General features: G+C 63.3%; 19 protein-coding genes. 9 read left to right on the top strand and 10 right to left on the bottom strand.

Going from position 1 to position 14,825, the window contains the following annotated elements; translation table 11 throughout:
* Positions 1–18 precede the first annotated feature (18 nt).
* Entirely contained in the window at positions 19–1,233 is a 1,215-nt protein-coding gene (locus CH283_RS26395) for a hypothetical protein (protein WP_094639755.1), read from the bottom strand.
* Positions 1,234–1,335: 102 nt separating this feature from the next.
* On the opposite strand from CH283_RS26395, the gene CH283_RS26390 reads away from it, so the two are divergent.
* Positions 1,336–2,013, top strand: coding sequence for a hypothetical protein (locus CH283_RS26390; RefSeq protein ID WP_094639754.1), 678 nt, complete (start codon positions 1,336–1,338; stop codon positions 2,011–2,013).
* Positions 2,014–2,212: 199 nt separating this feature from the next.
* Here CH283_RS26390 and CH283_RS26385 read toward each other — a convergent pair whose 3' ends face one another.
* Positions 2,213–2,620, bottom strand: coding sequence for a DoxX family protein (locus CH283_RS26385; RefSeq protein WP_094639753.1), 408 nt, complete (start codon positions 2,618–2,620; stop codon positions 2,213–2,215).
* 91 nt (positions 2,621–2,711) lie between these two features.
* Here CH283_RS26385 and CH283_RS26380 point away from each other — a divergent pair, with 91 nt between their 5' ends.
* From CH283_RS26380 to CH283_RS26355, 6 genes are all read left to right on the top strand, one after another.
* Positions 2,712–3,998, top strand: a complete 1,287-nt coding sequence (locus tag CH283_RS26380) for a competence/damage-inducible protein A (protein ID WP_094639752.1) — start codon at positions 2,712–2,714, stop codon at positions 3,996–3,998.
* Complete coding sequence (locus CH283_RS26375) at positions 3,995–4,555, top strand: TetR/AcrR family transcriptional regulator (protein WP_068046794.1); 561 nt, start codon at positions 3,995–3,997, stop codon at positions 4,553–4,555. Before CH283_RS26380 ends, CH283_RS26375 begins: the two co-directional genes overlap by 4 nt.
* Before the next feature lie 147 nt (positions 4,556–4,702).
* On the top strand, positions 4,703–5,140 hold the full coding sequence (locus tag CH283_RS26370; RefSeq protein WP_068046791.1) for a hypothetical protein: 438 nt from the start codon (positions 4,703–4,705) through the stop codon (positions 5,138–5,140).
* A 26-nt stretch (positions 5,141–5,166) separates the two neighbouring features.
* Entirely contained in the window at positions 5,167–5,838 is a 672-nt protein-coding gene (locus CH283_RS26365; protein ID WP_068046788.1) for a DUF4232 domain-containing protein, read from the top strand.
* Positions 5,839–5,901: 63 nt separating this feature from the next.
* Positions 5,902–6,501 (top strand): sulfite oxidase-like oxidoreductase, encoded by a 600-nt coding sequence (locus CH283_RS26360; RefSeq protein ID WP_094639751.1) that lies wholly within the window; start codon positions 5,902–5,904, stop codon positions 6,499–6,501.
* Position 6,502: 1 nt separating this feature from the next.
* Positions 6,503–7,255 (top strand): ferredoxin reductase, encoded by a 753-nt coding sequence (locus tag CH283_RS26355; RefSeq protein ID WP_094639750.1) that lies wholly within the window; start codon positions 6,503–6,505, stop codon positions 7,253–7,255.
* Between the two features lie 11 nt (positions 7,256–7,266).
* Here CH283_RS26355 and CH283_RS26350 read toward each other — a convergent pair whose 3' ends face one another.
* Both CH283_RS26350 and CH283_RS26345 read right to left on the bottom strand, forming a co-directional pair.
* Positions 7,267–8,601 (bottom strand): alpha/beta hydrolase, encoded by a 1,335-nt coding sequence (locus tag CH283_RS26350; protein ID WP_176460574.1) that lies wholly within the window; start codon positions 8,599–8,601, stop codon positions 7,267–7,269.
* A 58-nt stretch (positions 8,602–8,659) separates the two neighbouring features.
* Entirely contained in the window at positions 8,660–9,148 is a 489-nt protein-coding gene (locus CH283_RS26345) for a nucleoside deaminase (RefSeq protein WP_094639748.1), read from the bottom strand.
* Between the two features lie 107 nt (positions 9,149–9,255).
* Here CH283_RS26345 and CH283_RS26340 point away from each other — a divergent pair, with 107 nt between their 5' ends.
* Positions 9,256–9,831, top strand: a complete 576-nt coding sequence (locus CH283_RS26340) for a GNAT family N-acetyltransferase (RefSeq protein ID WP_094639747.1) — start codon at positions 9,256–9,258, stop codon at positions 9,829–9,831.
* Positions 9,832–9,904: 73 nt separating this feature from the next.
* Here CH283_RS26340 and CH283_RS26335 read toward each other — a convergent pair whose 3' ends face one another.
* The 6 genes from CH283_RS26335 to CH283_RS26315 form a co-directional block, all read right to left on the bottom strand.
* Entirely contained in the window at positions 9,905–10,828 is a 924-nt protein-coding gene (locus CH283_RS26335; protein WP_094639746.1) for a vWA domain-containing protein, read from the bottom strand.
* Between the two features lie 69 nt (positions 10,829–10,897).
* Entirely contained in the window at positions 10,898–11,833 is a 936-nt protein-coding gene (locus CH283_RS26330; protein WP_068046766.1) for an AAA family ATPase, read from the bottom strand.
* Positions 11,830–12,663: a mycofactocin-coupled SDR family oxidoreductase gene (locus CH283_RS26325; RefSeq protein WP_094639745.1), complete on the bottom strand. Its 834-nt coding sequence runs from the start codon at positions 12,661–12,663 to the stop codon at positions 11,830–11,832. Before CH283_RS26325 ends, CH283_RS26330 begins: the two co-directional genes overlap by 4 nt.
* Before the next feature lie 9 nt (positions 12,664–12,672).
* On the bottom strand, positions 12,673–13,494 hold the full coding sequence (locus CH283_RS26320) for a mycofactocin-coupled SDR family oxidoreductase (RefSeq protein ID WP_094639744.1): 822 nt from the start codon (positions 13,492–13,494) through the stop codon (positions 12,673–12,675).
* On the bottom strand, positions 13,470–13,595 hold the full coding sequence (locus CH283_RS28940) for a hypothetical protein (RefSeq protein ID WP_255183353.1): 126 nt from the start codon (positions 13,593–13,595) through the stop codon (positions 13,470–13,472). Before CH283_RS28940 ends, CH283_RS26320 begins: the two co-directional genes overlap by 25 nt.
* Positions 13,596–13,740: 145 nt before the next feature.
* Positions 13,741–14,232: a MarR family winged helix-turn-helix transcriptional regulator gene (locus CH283_RS26315; RefSeq protein ID WP_094639743.1), complete on the bottom strand. Its 492-nt coding sequence runs from the start codon at positions 14,230–14,232 to the stop codon at positions 13,741–13,743.
* A gap of 65 nt (positions 14,233–14,297) precedes the next feature.
* Here CH283_RS26315 and CH283_RS26310 point away from each other — a divergent pair, with 65 nt between their 5' ends.
* Positions 14,298–14,825, top strand: coding sequence for a phenolic acid decarboxylase (locus CH283_RS26310; RefSeq protein ID WP_094639742.1), 528 nt, complete (start codon positions 14,298–14,300; stop codon positions 14,823–14,825).

The following is a 14,825-nucleotide window of genomic DNA, read 5'->3' as shown; positions in this document are numbered from 1 at the left end:
CCCTTCGATCGCCGGGAGTTACAGGTCCAGTCCTGGAGCCGACGCGAGCTCGACGAGTGAATCGGCGTCGATTTCGTTTCCAAAACTGAACTGCACGAGCGTGTTCGACGGCCTGAGCACGCTGAGCCACTCGCGCGGCTGCCCTTCTCGCGGTGCTTCGACGGATCGGCGCGTCACAACGGTGCCGTCGGGCAGAGTCGATCGGTTCACACCAGAGCTGTCTTGCGCGTCGACGCTTCCCCTCGCAGTGGTGTCACCGATCGATATTTCGACACTCAGTTCCGCGGAACCGGTCGGTGTCGATACGTTCACGATGGTGCACGCACTTCCGTTTCCGGACGACCCGAGCACCAGATCTCCGATGGGGCGATCGGATTGCGCATCAGGGAAGACTACTGCCCACTGCTCGGCCAATGACGCGCCGATGCTTTCGACCCTGTCCTTGGACAGAGGGAGCGTCGGATTCTCGCGGTACGAACCACATTCACGAGGCGGTGTCGGTGTTCCGTCGGGAACCTCTGCGGTGACGCGCAATTGAGGGTTCGCGACAATACCGCGAAGCTCGTCCACCTCCAGCGGGAGCATCGCGTCTCTCCCTTCGTTCGAGGTTCTCGCGTGTACGAGAGTGTCCGCGAAATACGCTACCGCAGTATGGCGATGCGTCGCCCCTCCGTTGAAGTCGGACACCGCATCCAATGTGTCGACAACAGTGCCGTCGGGCATGCGAGTTCGTTCGTCGACCCGCTCTTCGACGCATGGCGGTAGCTCACCGTCCCACTCTTTGACCGATACTCGAAGGGGCGCGCGCGCCTCACCGCGACCGACGACGCCTGAGGCCGTACTGTCACCGCTGATGTCCTCGACCGTGACACCCTCCGCGATCTCCACGCCTTCGGGATAGATATCGATCGGTTGGAATATCAAAGAATTGGAGGGCGCCGCGAACTCCAATTGCACATCGGTGGGCAGAGATTCGACCAGCGCAGTCGACATTGCCGACGCCTTCGTTGCCGTCAGCCACGGATGGTCGGGGTCGTCGTACCGACCCCCGTAAAAACCGATCGAGAAAGAAAAGCCCTCCTCGGCAGGAAGAACGACGTCGCAGCCGGGTATGGCCTCGACGGAGGGCTGCTGATCTTCGAGGACTCCGGCAACCACGGTCCCGACGGTCACAATCGCTACGACCACCACGACGTCCGCCCACACCCCACCGCGTCGCAGATCGGTTCGCATTTGCAGAGCCTAGCTTTCGACTCGGAACGTCTCGGTCATCCGAGGCACCAGCACCGAATCCTTGCCTTGCGCACCTGCGAGCGTTGGTGCAGGGTGGCTTGCGTGAGCAATGAATCCGGCTCGACCCCAGCACCAGTCCGCTTTCAGGGCGTACCGGTCAACGAGATTCCGGCCCTGGTGCCCTTGAGACTCGTACTCGCGCACACCGACACCATCGCGGTATGGCTCACCGGAGCACACATTTACAGTCGCTGCGTGACGTTGTCGGTCGAAGCCGCGGTCCCGACCACGGATCGATTCCTCGGTATGTACGGCTTCGGAAAGCCCGAATCCGGCCATACCCCGCCCATGCTGATCGGCTTCGAGGATGCTCAGGGCAATGTCTCCACCAATCTTCCCGGCCGACCCAGAGGCCTGCAGGCGAACGGTGGCAACGGAAGCGGCATACACGGGCGGATCGGACTCGTGCTCACGGCTGTGCCTGCACCAGGCCCGATGAGCGTCTACTTCGCTTGGCCGTATTTCGGAATAGACGAAACGCAGTACATCATCGATGGCAGCGAATTCGCCGCTGCAGCGGCAGATGTGACGACTTTGTGGGTCGATCCCGATCCCGAAACCGCAACGCAGATCGACATGAACAGACGCGAAATTCCCGAGATCGACATTCCCGACGGTGGTTGGTTCGCCGCTGCTGCCGAACGGCAGAAACCACCGCCGCGCGACCCCAACGCACCGAGGCGAATCAACTTCGCGCATGTCGACAATCGGCCGCTCTGAAGCAGAGCCATCGACCGAAGCGTTGGAAGATGGCACTGACCATCTATCGCAATCCGCATGGCCAGCGTGGCCCGAGTTACATTCGCGGACAGAGAAATCGCGGCAAACGCGCGCGGATTCGTCAGCCGCGAAGAATTCAGGGAGAACTTCGGCTATCCGAACAGTCGAGTAGCGGCTCGAGTTGATCGAACGTCGCCCTCTACGGTCGGCGCAACGGAATGATGCTGCGCACCCGCTCGTCCCGTAGGTACAGCGCTCCCCACGCCGCGATACCCACGTAGATCGCGAAGAACACGGTGCTCAGCAGCGGCTTCTCGACACGCCAGTTGGTCAGCACCGCACCGCCGAGATAGCCGGTCAGCACGATGGCACCCAAGATCGACGTCGCGGGAATCGTGTACAGAATCAAGATGACGACCATGACGGTGCCGGTGATCGGAGCCATGTCGTCGCGCAGGCCGAGGTCGACCGATGCGTCCTTCACCACCTGCAGATTCAGAATGTGACTGATCGCGTCGAACAGGAGGAAAACGATCACGAGGATCTGTAGAACGAGGCCGATCCGCGGGGCGGTCTTCCTCGGCGCGCTGGTGTGGGTGGTGGTCATGGATGTCTCCTCGGTAGCGGTCGATGTCACTTATTGGACCCGAGCCAACCGCAAAAGTCACCGCCCGTGCCCCGGTCAGTAAGGTCTAAGGATGACTGTGCGAGCAGGTGTGGTGGTCACGGGAACCGAGGTTCTGGCCGGTCGGGTCACCGACCGGAACGGCCCGTGGGTGGCTCGACGACTTCTGGAGATGGGCGTCGACGTAGCCCACATCACCGTCTGCGGTGATCGGCCGGACGATCTGACCGCGCAGGTGCGGTTTCTGGCCGATCAACGTGTCGACCTGATCGTCACGACCGGTGGTTTGGGTCCGACCGCCGACGACCTCACCGTTCCGACCGTCGCCGCACTGTACGGCCGCGAATTGACGCTGGACGCCGAGCTCGAAGATCGCATCCACGCGATCGTGCAACGGTGGCGAAGCAGAATGAGTTCCGCAGCCGACTCCGAGCCGCTACGGGCCGGTATCCGAAAGCAGGCGATGGTTCCCCAAGGTGCGCAGTCCATTTCACCGACCGGAACCGCACCCGGGGTCGCGATACCGGCCGACGACTCCAGATCACTGCCCGCCGTCCTCATTCTGCCCGGCCCACCTCGCGAGCTGCAGGCGATGTGGCCGGAGGCTCTCGACAGCGCACCCGTCGCCGAGGTCCTCGCCCGCCGCACGCAGATGCGCCAGGACACCATTCGCGGCTACCGACTGTCCGAGGCCGACCTCGCCGAAACGCTGCGAACGGCAGAGCGCGAGATCACGGGATTCGACGATCTCGAGATCACCACCTGTCTGAGTCTCGGCGAGCTCGAAATGGTGACCCGCTACGCCGAATCGGCGAGACCTGCGTACATGGATCTCGAACGTCTCGTCGGGAAAATCCATGGTGCACGAGTCTTTTCGACCGACGGGTCCACCATCGACGACATCGTCGCAAACCGTCTGTCCGGGCATCGCATCGCCACGGCAGAATCGTGCACCGGAGGGATGATCGCCGCACGCCTGACCGACCGCGCAGGATCGTCGGCGTACGTCATCGGCGCGGTGGTGTCCTACGCCAACGAGGCGAAAACGGGCCTGCTCGACGTCCCCGCCGAGGTCATCGACCAACACGGAGCGGTCAGCGAGCCGGTCGCGGCGCTGATGGCCGAAGGCGCACTGAATCGACTGAACGTCGACATCGCGGTATCGACGAGTGGCGTCGCGGGCCCGGGTGGTGGCACCGAGGCCAAACCGGTCGGGACCGTCTGCTTCGCTATAGCCGTCACGGGCCGACCTCCCGTCACCCACACCCTTCATCTCCCCGGAGACCGGGCAAGTGTCCGTGCACTGTCGACCACCGCGGCAATGCATATGCTCGCCGACGCATTGAAGCCCGACCGATGACCGAAGGCTCCGACAGGGTCACTCCTCGCCGACGATCGCCCAAGGGAGCCGCGCGCAGATCGGCGATCCTCGAAGCCGCCCTGAACGCTTATGCAACCAGCGACAGACTCGGTCCACGCCTACGCGACATCGCCGAAGCGGCCGGAGTAACCGAAGCAGGCGTGCTCCACCATTTCGGCTCGAAGGACGAATTGTTCGTCGCGATACTCCGCCGCCGCGACGAGGACGCCGCGGCGCTGCACGATCTCAGCACAGCAGAGGGGCAGAACGCCTATCTGGCCGAGACGACCATGACTCCGGGGCTGACGAAGCTCTTTGTCGACATGTCCGCTGCAGCAGCCGATCCCGCCCATCCCGCGCACACCTTCATGGCCGAGCATCGCGCCGCTGTGGTGGGCGTGATCGCTCGACTCGCTCCCGATGCCGACATCGCCGCCGTGGAAGCCGTCGCCGCACTCGCCGAAGGCCTGCAACTGCAGTGGATCTCCGATCCCAGCATCGACGTCGCGGGTCTCATGCTGCGGTTCACTGCCGTCTTGCTCGAACTGGATCTTTAGCGCCTCCGCTCTTGTGAACTCGGCTTACGTTCACTAAACCTTGCATGATTCAGTTTTGATCTTATCGTTAGACGAAGTAAGGGTTTGCGTACTCGGTACGCCCAACACACCTCGATCGACCGGGGTACAACTCATCCAGGAGTACATATGGTGCACAAGACCGTTCGACGAGTTTCGACCATTCTCGCGCTGACAGCTGCAGCGGTAACCTCGGTTGCCGTCGGTACCGCATCGGCCGATACAGTTTCCTCACCGTTGACACTCGAGACCTACAGCCTGCCTCAGTCGGGGTTCTGCGCAGCCAAGATCGACGTATCGATTCGACCCGGCGCGGAATCGAACTCATACGTGATCGTCGGACCGGACGTTCAGTACCTCGGCATCGGCCCGTGCAACCTCACCGCCACACTCAGCTGGAAGGAACTGGCCACCGGTAGAACGGGTTCGGACGACATCCCGGTCACCAGCGGACTGGTGAACTACGGGCTGAAAACCTTCTCCGGACACGGTGCCGTCGAATACACGCTGACCACCAACGGGCCCCACACCACCGACCGAGCCACGGGCACAGTCCAGATTCCCTGAGCAGTGCGGACGAGCAGGAGACAACAGTGAACAGAATCGGAACGTTTTCGGCGTTCGGAATAGTCGGTCTGATCGCACTGACTGGATGTACCACGGCGGAAACGGCACCAGCCGACACCGCAACCACCGCGTCGACATCGGCTGCGCCACAGCCTGTTCCAGGAGAAGTCTCCGGTACGGACCCGGCGGGTGGCGCTGACTCCGACGGAGCGCAATCGGATGGGACCGCAACCGGCGGCGGTGACGGTGCAGGCGGCGCCGCCGTCCCGGCGTGCACCGCTGCAGACATCACCCCCGCCCTCGGAGACATCACGCCGAGCGATGTCCAGACAACGGTTCCGTTGCGCTACACCAACTCCGGATCCGTACCGTGCAACGTCACAGGATTTCCCGGAGCAACGCTGCAAGGACCCGACGTCGACGGGTTGGGACCGGACTACGACCTGGCGCGTAGCGAGATCACGCCGTCGACCACCATCACCCTCGAACCCGGGGCGGCCGCAGTTGCCGAACTGACTCTCGGCACGGTGAACAAGAACGACGAGAGAGCGTGGATCCCGTCTGCATTTCTCACCACCGCGCCCGGTGACACGACAGTGATGACACTTCCCTTCCCCGCATCGGTCGGTGTACAGCGTCAAGACGGTGCGACGCGTCCCGCCAGCTACATCGGTGCCTTCAGCGGGCCTGTCTACTGACATCGACATCGTCGCCTCCTCCGACTTGTCAGACTCCCGACCGCGGGAGGACAATTTGCCACCATGGCATTGATCTCGAAGGGCTTCGTGGGTCGGCGACGCGGCGACGACGGGCGTACTCCCCCCGGTCAGTATCTGACCAAGGATTTTCCCGTCCTCGCGATCGGTCCCGCGCCCGTCATCGCGACCGACCAATGGTCGTTCTCGGTCACCACCGAACGCGGCGAGACTCGCAGCTGGACCTGGGACGAATTCGCGGCTCTCCCGCACGAGACTCCGACCGTCGACATCCACTGCGTCACCAAGTGGTCCAAGCTCGACACCACGTGGAGGGGCGTGAGCCTGGACGTTCTGCTGGACGGTCTCGATACCGATGCCGGCTACGTCGTGGTGCACGGCTTCGACGGCTACACGACCAATCTTCCCCTCGAAGATCTCAGGGATGGGAAGGCCTGGCTGGTCACCGAGTTCGACGGCGCTCCCCTGACTCGCGAACACGGTGGTCCCGCACGGCTTCTCGTTCCACATCTGTACTTCTGGAAATCGGCGAAGTGGATCTCGAGCATCGAGCTCACCGTGGAGAACGAGCAAGGCTTCTGGGAACGCGGTGGGTACCACGACTACGGAGATCCGTGGCGCGAGCAGCGATACCAGGGCGACTGACGTGACATCGGCAGCCGGGGCGAAACCCTGGCTCGTTGCCACGGCGGCGACCGTGCGGCGCGAGACACCCACCGCGTCCACCCTCGTTCTCGACGTCGACGGGTGGCCCGGCCATCTCGCCGGACAGCATGTGGACGTCAAGCTCACCGCCGAGGACGGCTACAGCGCACAGCGAAGCTACTCCTTGGCGTCGGCACCCGACGGCACGTCGCGCATCGAGATCACGGTGCAGAACGTCGCCGACGGTGAGGTGTCTCCTTACCTGGTCGAGGCCGTCGAGGTCGGCGATCGCATCGAAATCCGCGGGCCGGTGGGTCGATGGTTCGTCTGGCGGCCGTCCCGGCCCTCCGAGACGCCGTCTCCGCCGATCCTGTTGGTGGGCGGCGGTTCCGGCATCGTCCCGCTCCGCGCGATGGTTCGTGCGCAGGCGTCTGCGGACGGCGGTCGGGTGCCGTTCCGGGTGTTGTACTCCGTGCGCGAACCCACGGAGGTCTACTTCGCGGACGAATGGGCTCGTCCACCGGCCGGTGTGGACGTCACCATGATCCACACGCGGCGTGCTCCTGCCGGCAACGCACGGCCCCTCGGCCGCATCACGGTCGAGGACCTCGACGCACACGGATGGCCGGCGGAGTTCGAGCCGCGTTGCTACATCTGTGGCCCCACGAGTTTCGTGGACACAGTGGCCGACATGCTGGTGCAGCGGGGCCACTCGGCAGCGAACATCCGAACGGAGCGTTTCGGACCGAGCTGAGGAGCAGCAGCTCAGACGGTATCGCCGAGGAACTCGATCTTGAGTCGGGTGTAGTCGTCGGTCCATTCCGAATCCACCGACATGAACGAATGGTCCAGTCTCGCTTCGTTCTTGCTGTACAGGTTCAGGCGGTTGGCGACGCCCGCTCGATCCAGCGCAGCGCTCAGTTCGGCTGCCTGGTCGGGGAAGGTACCGGTGTTGCCGTCGGAGATGAAACTCGGAGGAAAGTCGGCCGTGACATTGTCGATGACGTTCGCCTGCTCCAGCAACGCTCGGTCGGTGGTGTCGAGGTAGCTTCGGGCGGCGATATCGAAGAAGAATCCGTTCGACGGGCTCGGTGATTGCGGTGCGCCCGCTCTAGCGACATCGAGGGCAGCACTCTCGAAAACCAGTGCCTTCAGCGCATTTCGGTCGATGGTGGGCTCGATACCCAGCGCCCGCGCGTAATCGGAATTGGTCTGCACAGCAGCGTAGCTGCCAGCGATGTGCCCACCCGCACTGGTTCCGGCGAGGACGACGCGACTCATGTCGAGTCCGTACCCGTCCGCGTTCGTTTTCAGAAACTGCACGGCCTGGCCCAGTTGGATTGTCTGCGTGGGAAATCGGTAGCTCGGCGCGAACGCGTAGTTCACCGACACCACGTTGTAGCCGGCGTCGAGCATGGGGCCGGCCCACGACGCGCCACCGGAATTGCCGCTGGGCGCACCGTCCGTTTTGTCTCCGACAATCCAGCCACCACCGTGAATCACGATGTATGTGGGCCGGCTGACCGACGGATCGTCGTCGGCGATGTAGATGTCGAGAAACGAATTCGGAAGCGTCGAACCGTATTCGATGTCGTTGGTGAGGCGTGCACCGTCGACCACCGCCGTGGCCGTCTGCGCGTCGGGCTCGAAGGAATTGCTCTGCCCCAACGCATGCAGCGATCGAATCAGTGGTGCCGGACTGGCCGCCGTGCCGACAACCACGACGGAAATCACCAATGCAATCGCTGCAGCGAAGCCCGCCGGGACGGCGGTGGCCACCCCACGAGCGGAGGCCTTCGAACGGCCTGCCCATGCCGACGCGAGCAGATAGAAGCCGAGCGCCATCGACGCAGCCAAGGCCGTGACCCACAGTGCGTGGATATCCGTCACCAGCCATGCCACCTGAGTCACGACGGTGACGGACGCGAGCGAAGTCCCCACGCTTACATGCTTTCCGGCATCGGACGAGACGAGACATGTCGCGACGACTGCCACGGCGATGACCCACAACCCCACCGCGAGCTGCTGACGGATGAGGACGAACTCGAGCCACGCGAGTACGACGCCGGCGATGCCGGTCACCGCGAGCGCAGTCGTCATCGCTCTCGTACGGTGCCCTGCTCCCACTTCGATGTCCGCCTGCACCATCACTGCCCCACTACTGCGCAGAAGTGTGGCGTTGCCTGTGCAGTTCGCGAACGGCCTCGCTGAACTCGGCGACCGGTCCGTCCACCGCGATGCCGGGCACGATCTGCTGGATGGGCGACGGCGTGATCGCGAGGGGTGCAGCACCGAATTCTTCGAGCCACGTGAGCAATTGAGCAGTCGACGTGGCGTAGACGATGCGGCCGAGTCCGACTATGCCGTGGCTCGCAGAGCACATCACACAGTGCTCACCGGAGGTGTAGACCGTAGAGGATCGACGCTGATCGGCGTCCAGGTTGGTCGCAGCCCACCGAGACAGTGCGATCTCGGGATGCTGGGTGGGATCGTCTCGGTCGCCGACCCGGTTCCTGTCCTCGGCCAGCAACTGGCCACTGTCCGACACCAGAATAGAGCCGAACGGATCGTTGCCCGTTCGCGCCGCCTCTGCAGCAAGATCCACAGCACGGGCCAGAAATGCACGGTCGCTCGAAGAGATGCTCACAGTGCACCGGCAGCGACGGTCGAAGTGTTCACGTCTCGACCGTACCGCCTCGAAATCACCGCCTGCCGGACCGGTAATTGGACACCGATCCTCGGTATGGTCGGCGGGTGAGCTTCTCGGTACGGCCTGCCACGTCGTTCGCAGATCTGCGGACGATTCTCGGCCCGAAGAACCCGACGTCCTCGGTCTGTTGGTGTCTGAGTCATCGAATCGATTCCGCGACCAACAGAGCACTCGTCGGCCCGGAACGCGCCGCATACGTCGAGAAGCTGACCCGTCGAGAAGTCGCACCGGGTGTGCTGGCCTACGACGGGGACGAGGTGGTCGGTTGGGCTGCGGTGGCACCACGCGCGGAGCTGCCGTTCGCGCGCTCGAACAAGATTCCGCACGTCGACGACTTACCGGTCTGGACGGCCTGGTGCTTCCGCGTCAAGGCCGGACACCGCAAGCGCGGGATAGCGCACGTGCTCTTGGACGGTGCCGTTCGTTTCGCGGCCGATCACGGTGCTCCGGCCATCGAGGGCTATCCGGTGGACAACAAGGGTGCGAAGGTCGATCTGACGATGGCCTACGTCGGCACCCGCGGACTGTTCGATTCGGCAGGCTTCGAGTTCGCCGCCGAGACGACATCGGTATCGGGCGGAATCCCGCGAGTCATCATGCGAAAAGACCTGCTTACGTGACGTCCGACTCCTGACCCGAGAGGTGCCTGATGCCGATGTCGCAGACGAACACGTGAATCACGACTTTCACACGTCAGTCTCCGAACAGTGAACTCAGTGCCGGTGCGACGTCGCGGTAGGTCTTGATGGTCCGTATACGACCGTGCCCTGTTCGCGCGAGATCCCGTCCGAGGTCGACGTCATGTTCACCCGACGTGTCCAGCAGTACGTCCAGGCGCGCGATCCTGGCTGCGGTCGAGCGTGGATCGGGACCGGCGTTGTGGACGCAGTCCGAGAGCAGAAGAACCCGTGGGTCGGGAGCCGACGCCGTACTCAGTAGCCCGGCCGCGGTCTGGAGCGCGAACTGCACGTTGGTCAATCCCCGCGCCGGAATGCGGAGAACGGTGTCGAGAATATTCAATGGGGTCCGCGAGTCGCCGAATCGAGTGAGTACGGCCGCGTCGGACCAGAACGCGACGACCGCGAGGTTGTCTCGGTTCATCTCACCGGCCAGAGCGCCGACGGTCGCGGCCGCAGTGCGCACCCGTTCGCCCTTCATCGACCCGGAGATGTCGACCACCAGGACGATGGATCGCTTGGTGTGCAAGCGTTCTCGGACGACGATGTCATCGTCTTCCGGTATCGGATTGGCCGCAAACACATCGAGCATGCGGTCCAGGTCGATCTCGTCACTGCCGCCTCGATAGCGCAGAGACGTCAACTCCCCGACGCCACGCCGTGCGCGTGTGTCGATGCGTGGCCGCCGAACTGCAAGACGAGCCGCGATCTTTCGGGCGCGGGCCCGAGTCGCGGCGTCGGCAGTCGACTCGCTTTCGGTCGCGTCGGTCAGGGGAATCACTTCGGCCGACTCCTCGGTGAATCCGGGTGCCGACGGATTGTTCTCGCCGGCAGCCTTACCCGGCTTGCTGCGGCCCTGAGCGATCAGTACCGCACCGCTTCCGCCGCCGGGACGAAACAGCGACGGTGACTCCGTCAGCTGTTTCGGTTTGCGGCGCAACGGCTTCAGAGTTCCTGCCGGCTTACGGGTCCCCGGCCGTGTGATCGGAGATTCGGCCTCGACGGCTCTTCAACCAGGTGCCGCCGCAGCGGGACGCAGCACGAAATGGTCCTGCCATATCGTGTGCAAGACCATTTCTGCTGGTGCGTCGGATGTCTCGTCGATGTGAATGCGCCCGGACAGGGCAACGTACATCGCGTCGAGCATCACCTGCTGGTAGTCCTCGGGCAGGCCTCTCGGTGGATCGATGTCGGTGGCGAGCGGAATCGCCACCTCCCGCAGATCTGCCAATTGTTGAGCGACGAGGGTCAGATCGATTGCCCCGCGCACACTACTGCCCTGGGTGATGTCCTCGTGCTCACGCGTCATCCGGGTGACGGCTACGGCGTCGGCGATCAGTCGAGCGGAGTCGGATTCGCTACGGAGACCCACGATGCCGCGTTCCGCTTCGGCATCCTGGTAACCGATGGCCAGACGACACAGACGGTCGTGGACGCTCGTCGACAGGCGCGTCGTACCGACGTTGTCGTAAGGGTTCATAGATGCCACGAGGCGGAACGTCGGTAACGCGTGCACAGTGCCGACGCGCGGGACCACGATGCGTCGTTCTGCCATCGCGGTGAGAAGCGTGTTCAGGGTGTCCTCGGGTGCGCGATTGAACTCTTCGATGTAGAGGAAACCGCCGGTGCGCATCGCGTCGATCAGCGGTCCCGCTACGAAGTTGTCCTCGCTGTAGTCCTCGCGAAGAACCCGAGCCGGGTTGTGGTGACCGACAATTCGGGCCGGTGTCAGATCGGCGTTGCCCTCGACGAAGAACAGCGGAATGGACCACTCGGATGTGATCGCGCCGAGCAGCGTGCTCTTGCTGGTGCCGGGCGGGCCCTCGAGGAGCAGGTCCCGCCCGGCCGCGACCGCTGCCAACAGGAGGTCGAGTTCACGGTCTCGACCCACGAGGTGCGCAGCAATCCGCCGGCGCACCTCACCGATCGACGCGGTAGCAGTCATTTGACCGTGTACCCCGCATCGACAGGAAGCGTTGCACCCGTGATGTATCGCGCATCGTCGGAGACCAGGAACGCTATCGCGTTGGAGATGTCGATTGCCTCGATCCACGGCACCGGCAGCGTGTTCGTGGTCTGGAAGATCGGTGCCGACTTCTCTCGCGACGGGTTCGGATCGTCGGGAGCGAACAACCCCCACGTCTTGGGATTCTGAATCATGACGGTGTCCACACCGGTCGGATGAACGGTGTTGACGCGAATACTGTGCTGTCCGAATTCGTTTGCGAGAGTGCGCATGATGCCGACGACGCCGTGCTTGGTCGCGGTGTAGTGCACCGTGTTCGGTGTGCCCTTGAGGCCCGCCGTCGAACTCGTCAGCACGATGGAACCACCGCGACCGCCGGCGATCAGATGCGGCAGAGCAACTTTGCACGTGTTCCAGACGCCCGTGAGGTTGACGTCGATCATGTTCTGCCATGCGTCGTCGGTGATATCGAGGGCAGGCGCAATCTCGAACACTCCCGCATTGCCCAGCACGATGTCGAGGCGTCCGAGTTCGGCGACGCCGTCGTCGACGGCCTTTCTCAGCGCGGCAGAATCACGCACGTCGGCCTTGGTGGCGACGATTCGCCTGTCGAGCGCTTCGACCTGCTTCACCGTTTCGGCGAGGTCCGCTTCGGTCGACGGCGGATACATTTCGATGGTGTCGACCGGTCCGCACAGGTCGACTGCGATGATGTCCGCGCCCTCCTGCGCGAGACGTATGGCGTGACTCCGCCCCTGACTGCGAGCGGCCCCGGTGATGAATGCGACTTTGCCTTCCAGCTTGCCCATGTCCGTCTCCTACTTGGCCAGGAAGCCGGCGTCGACGGGCAAGGTGACGCCGGTGACGTACCGCGCATCGTCGGACACCAGCCACGCGATGGCGTTGCTTATATCGATCGCTTCGAGCATCGGCACCGGAAGCAAATTGCCGAGCATGGCTGTGGCGTCGGGGTTTTCGGTGAGGAACTTCTGCATGACGTCGTTGACGACCATCGGCGTGTTCACCCCGGTCGGGTGCACGGTGTTGACGCGTATGGAGTACTGCGCAAGCCAATTGGTGAACGTGCGCATCAACCCCACGACCGCGTGCTTACTGGCCGCGTAGCCGTCTCCGGCACCGGACCCGTTACCGCCCGCACCGGACAGGCCCTGAGTCGAGCTGGTCAACACGATCGACCCGCCCTGGCCCTTGGCGATCATGCTCGGAACCCCGGCCTGAACGGTGTTCCACACACCGAAGAGATTGACCTCCACCACATCGCGGAAGGTCTTCACTTCGTCGGGGTTTTCGGCACCCTGGGGTGCTATTCCGGCATTCGCCAGAATGATGTCGATGGGTCCGAGTTCGGCTGCCGCCGAGTCCACTGCCGCTTTCATCGCGTCGTAATCGCGGACATCGGCTTCCTTGGCGACGATGCGCCGATCGAGCGCCTCGACTTCTTTCACGGTCTGTGCGAGATCTTCCGATGTGGCCATCGGATAGGCGACCGTATCGATCTGTGCGCAGATGTCGACCGCGATGATGTCGGCACCTTCTTGCGCGAGACGAAGCGCATGGCTACGCCCTTGTCCACGTGCTGCACCGGTGATGAAGGCTACTTTCCCGTCGAGCTTTCCCATGATCGAACTTCCTTGATCGTCGGATGAAAACGGTACGAGCGCAGAACGCTTCGACGATTGGCCGGATACGTCCGCGGCAGGATGTCCGATGTGAAGGACATGATTCGACGCTATATGACACCCAGTGCACATGTGGCCGAATTACTTGAATCGTTGTTGATTTACGTTCCGTGGACGCGAGAACCGGACGACCGATTCAGGTGTGCACACGCAGTGAAGTATCGAAGTGAATTGCGCGCCGAGCCGTCACGAACTCTGTCGCCGCTGCAGGCCGTCGCCGTGTTCGAGCGCCTCACGGATTCGGCCGAGCAACGCAGTGGCGTCACGAAGGGTGCGTTGCTCGGCCGGCGTCAGGTCGTCGAGGATATTCACGAGAAGCCCCTCTGCCGCAATGTCGTAGATGCGCAATTGCTCTCGGGCAAGATCGGTGAGGCCGACGCGCATGCTTCGAGCATCCGAGTCGTCGGGTCGGCGAGCGACGAGCCCGTCCGATTCCATCGTTCGGACGAGGTTGCTGATCGTTGGGCGAGCCAACCCCAGCTGACGTCCGATCGCTGTGGGGCCCTCCCACTTGTCCGGAAAGAGTCGCCGCAGGATCTCGATCTGTGCGTCGGGCAGGGCTTTGAGCCCCGCGCGCGAGCGGGAGGCGTTGAGCAGCACGCGCCGGAAGGGGCCAATCTCCTCGCTGAGATGGCGGGCAATATCGGCGAGACCGGGTGCGCTGTCGGAATCGTCCACCGCGCCAGACTACTCAGTCTGAATTTAGGTTTGCAACAAACGCATTTCTGGGTGATCATGGAATCATGAGCATTCACACCAGCGTTGCCGACCCCACTCCCGAACAAGCCCTGGACTCAATCCTCGGCCATCGGTTCATCTATACCTACGCCAACGGGTGGCAGTACGAGATGTACGTCAAGAACGCCACCACCATCGACTACCGGATCCACACCGGAATGGTCGGCGGCCGGTGGGTCAAGGGACAGCAAGTCGATCTCGTCGGACTCGGCCGCGGCGTGTACAAGATCTCGTGGAACGAGCCCACCGGCACGAGCGTCGTCGTCAACGTCGTTCCCGAGGACCGCGTACTGCACGGCACCATCTTCTTCCCTCACTGGGTGGAACTCGACGGGTCCAAAACCGTCCTGTTTCAGAACGACCACCTCGACGAGATGCGTCAGTTCCGCGATCAGGGCCCCACCTATCCGATCTACGTCGTGCCGGAGTTCGCGCACATCACCTTGTTCGAGTACGTCGGTGTCGACGACGACACCGTCATCGACACAGCACCCGCTGACTTACCGGCAGGCTTCGCCGACCGGAGCAACTGA

The organism is Rhodococcus sp. 05-2254-2 (assembly GCF_002259095.1).
Taxonomy (GTDB): domain Bacteria; phylum Actinomycetota; class Actinomycetes; order Mycobacteriales; family Mycobacteriaceae; genus Rhodococcoides.
The sequence above is the reverse complement of the archived record's forward strand: the minus strand, read 5'-3'. Positions and strand labels throughout refer to the sequence as shown.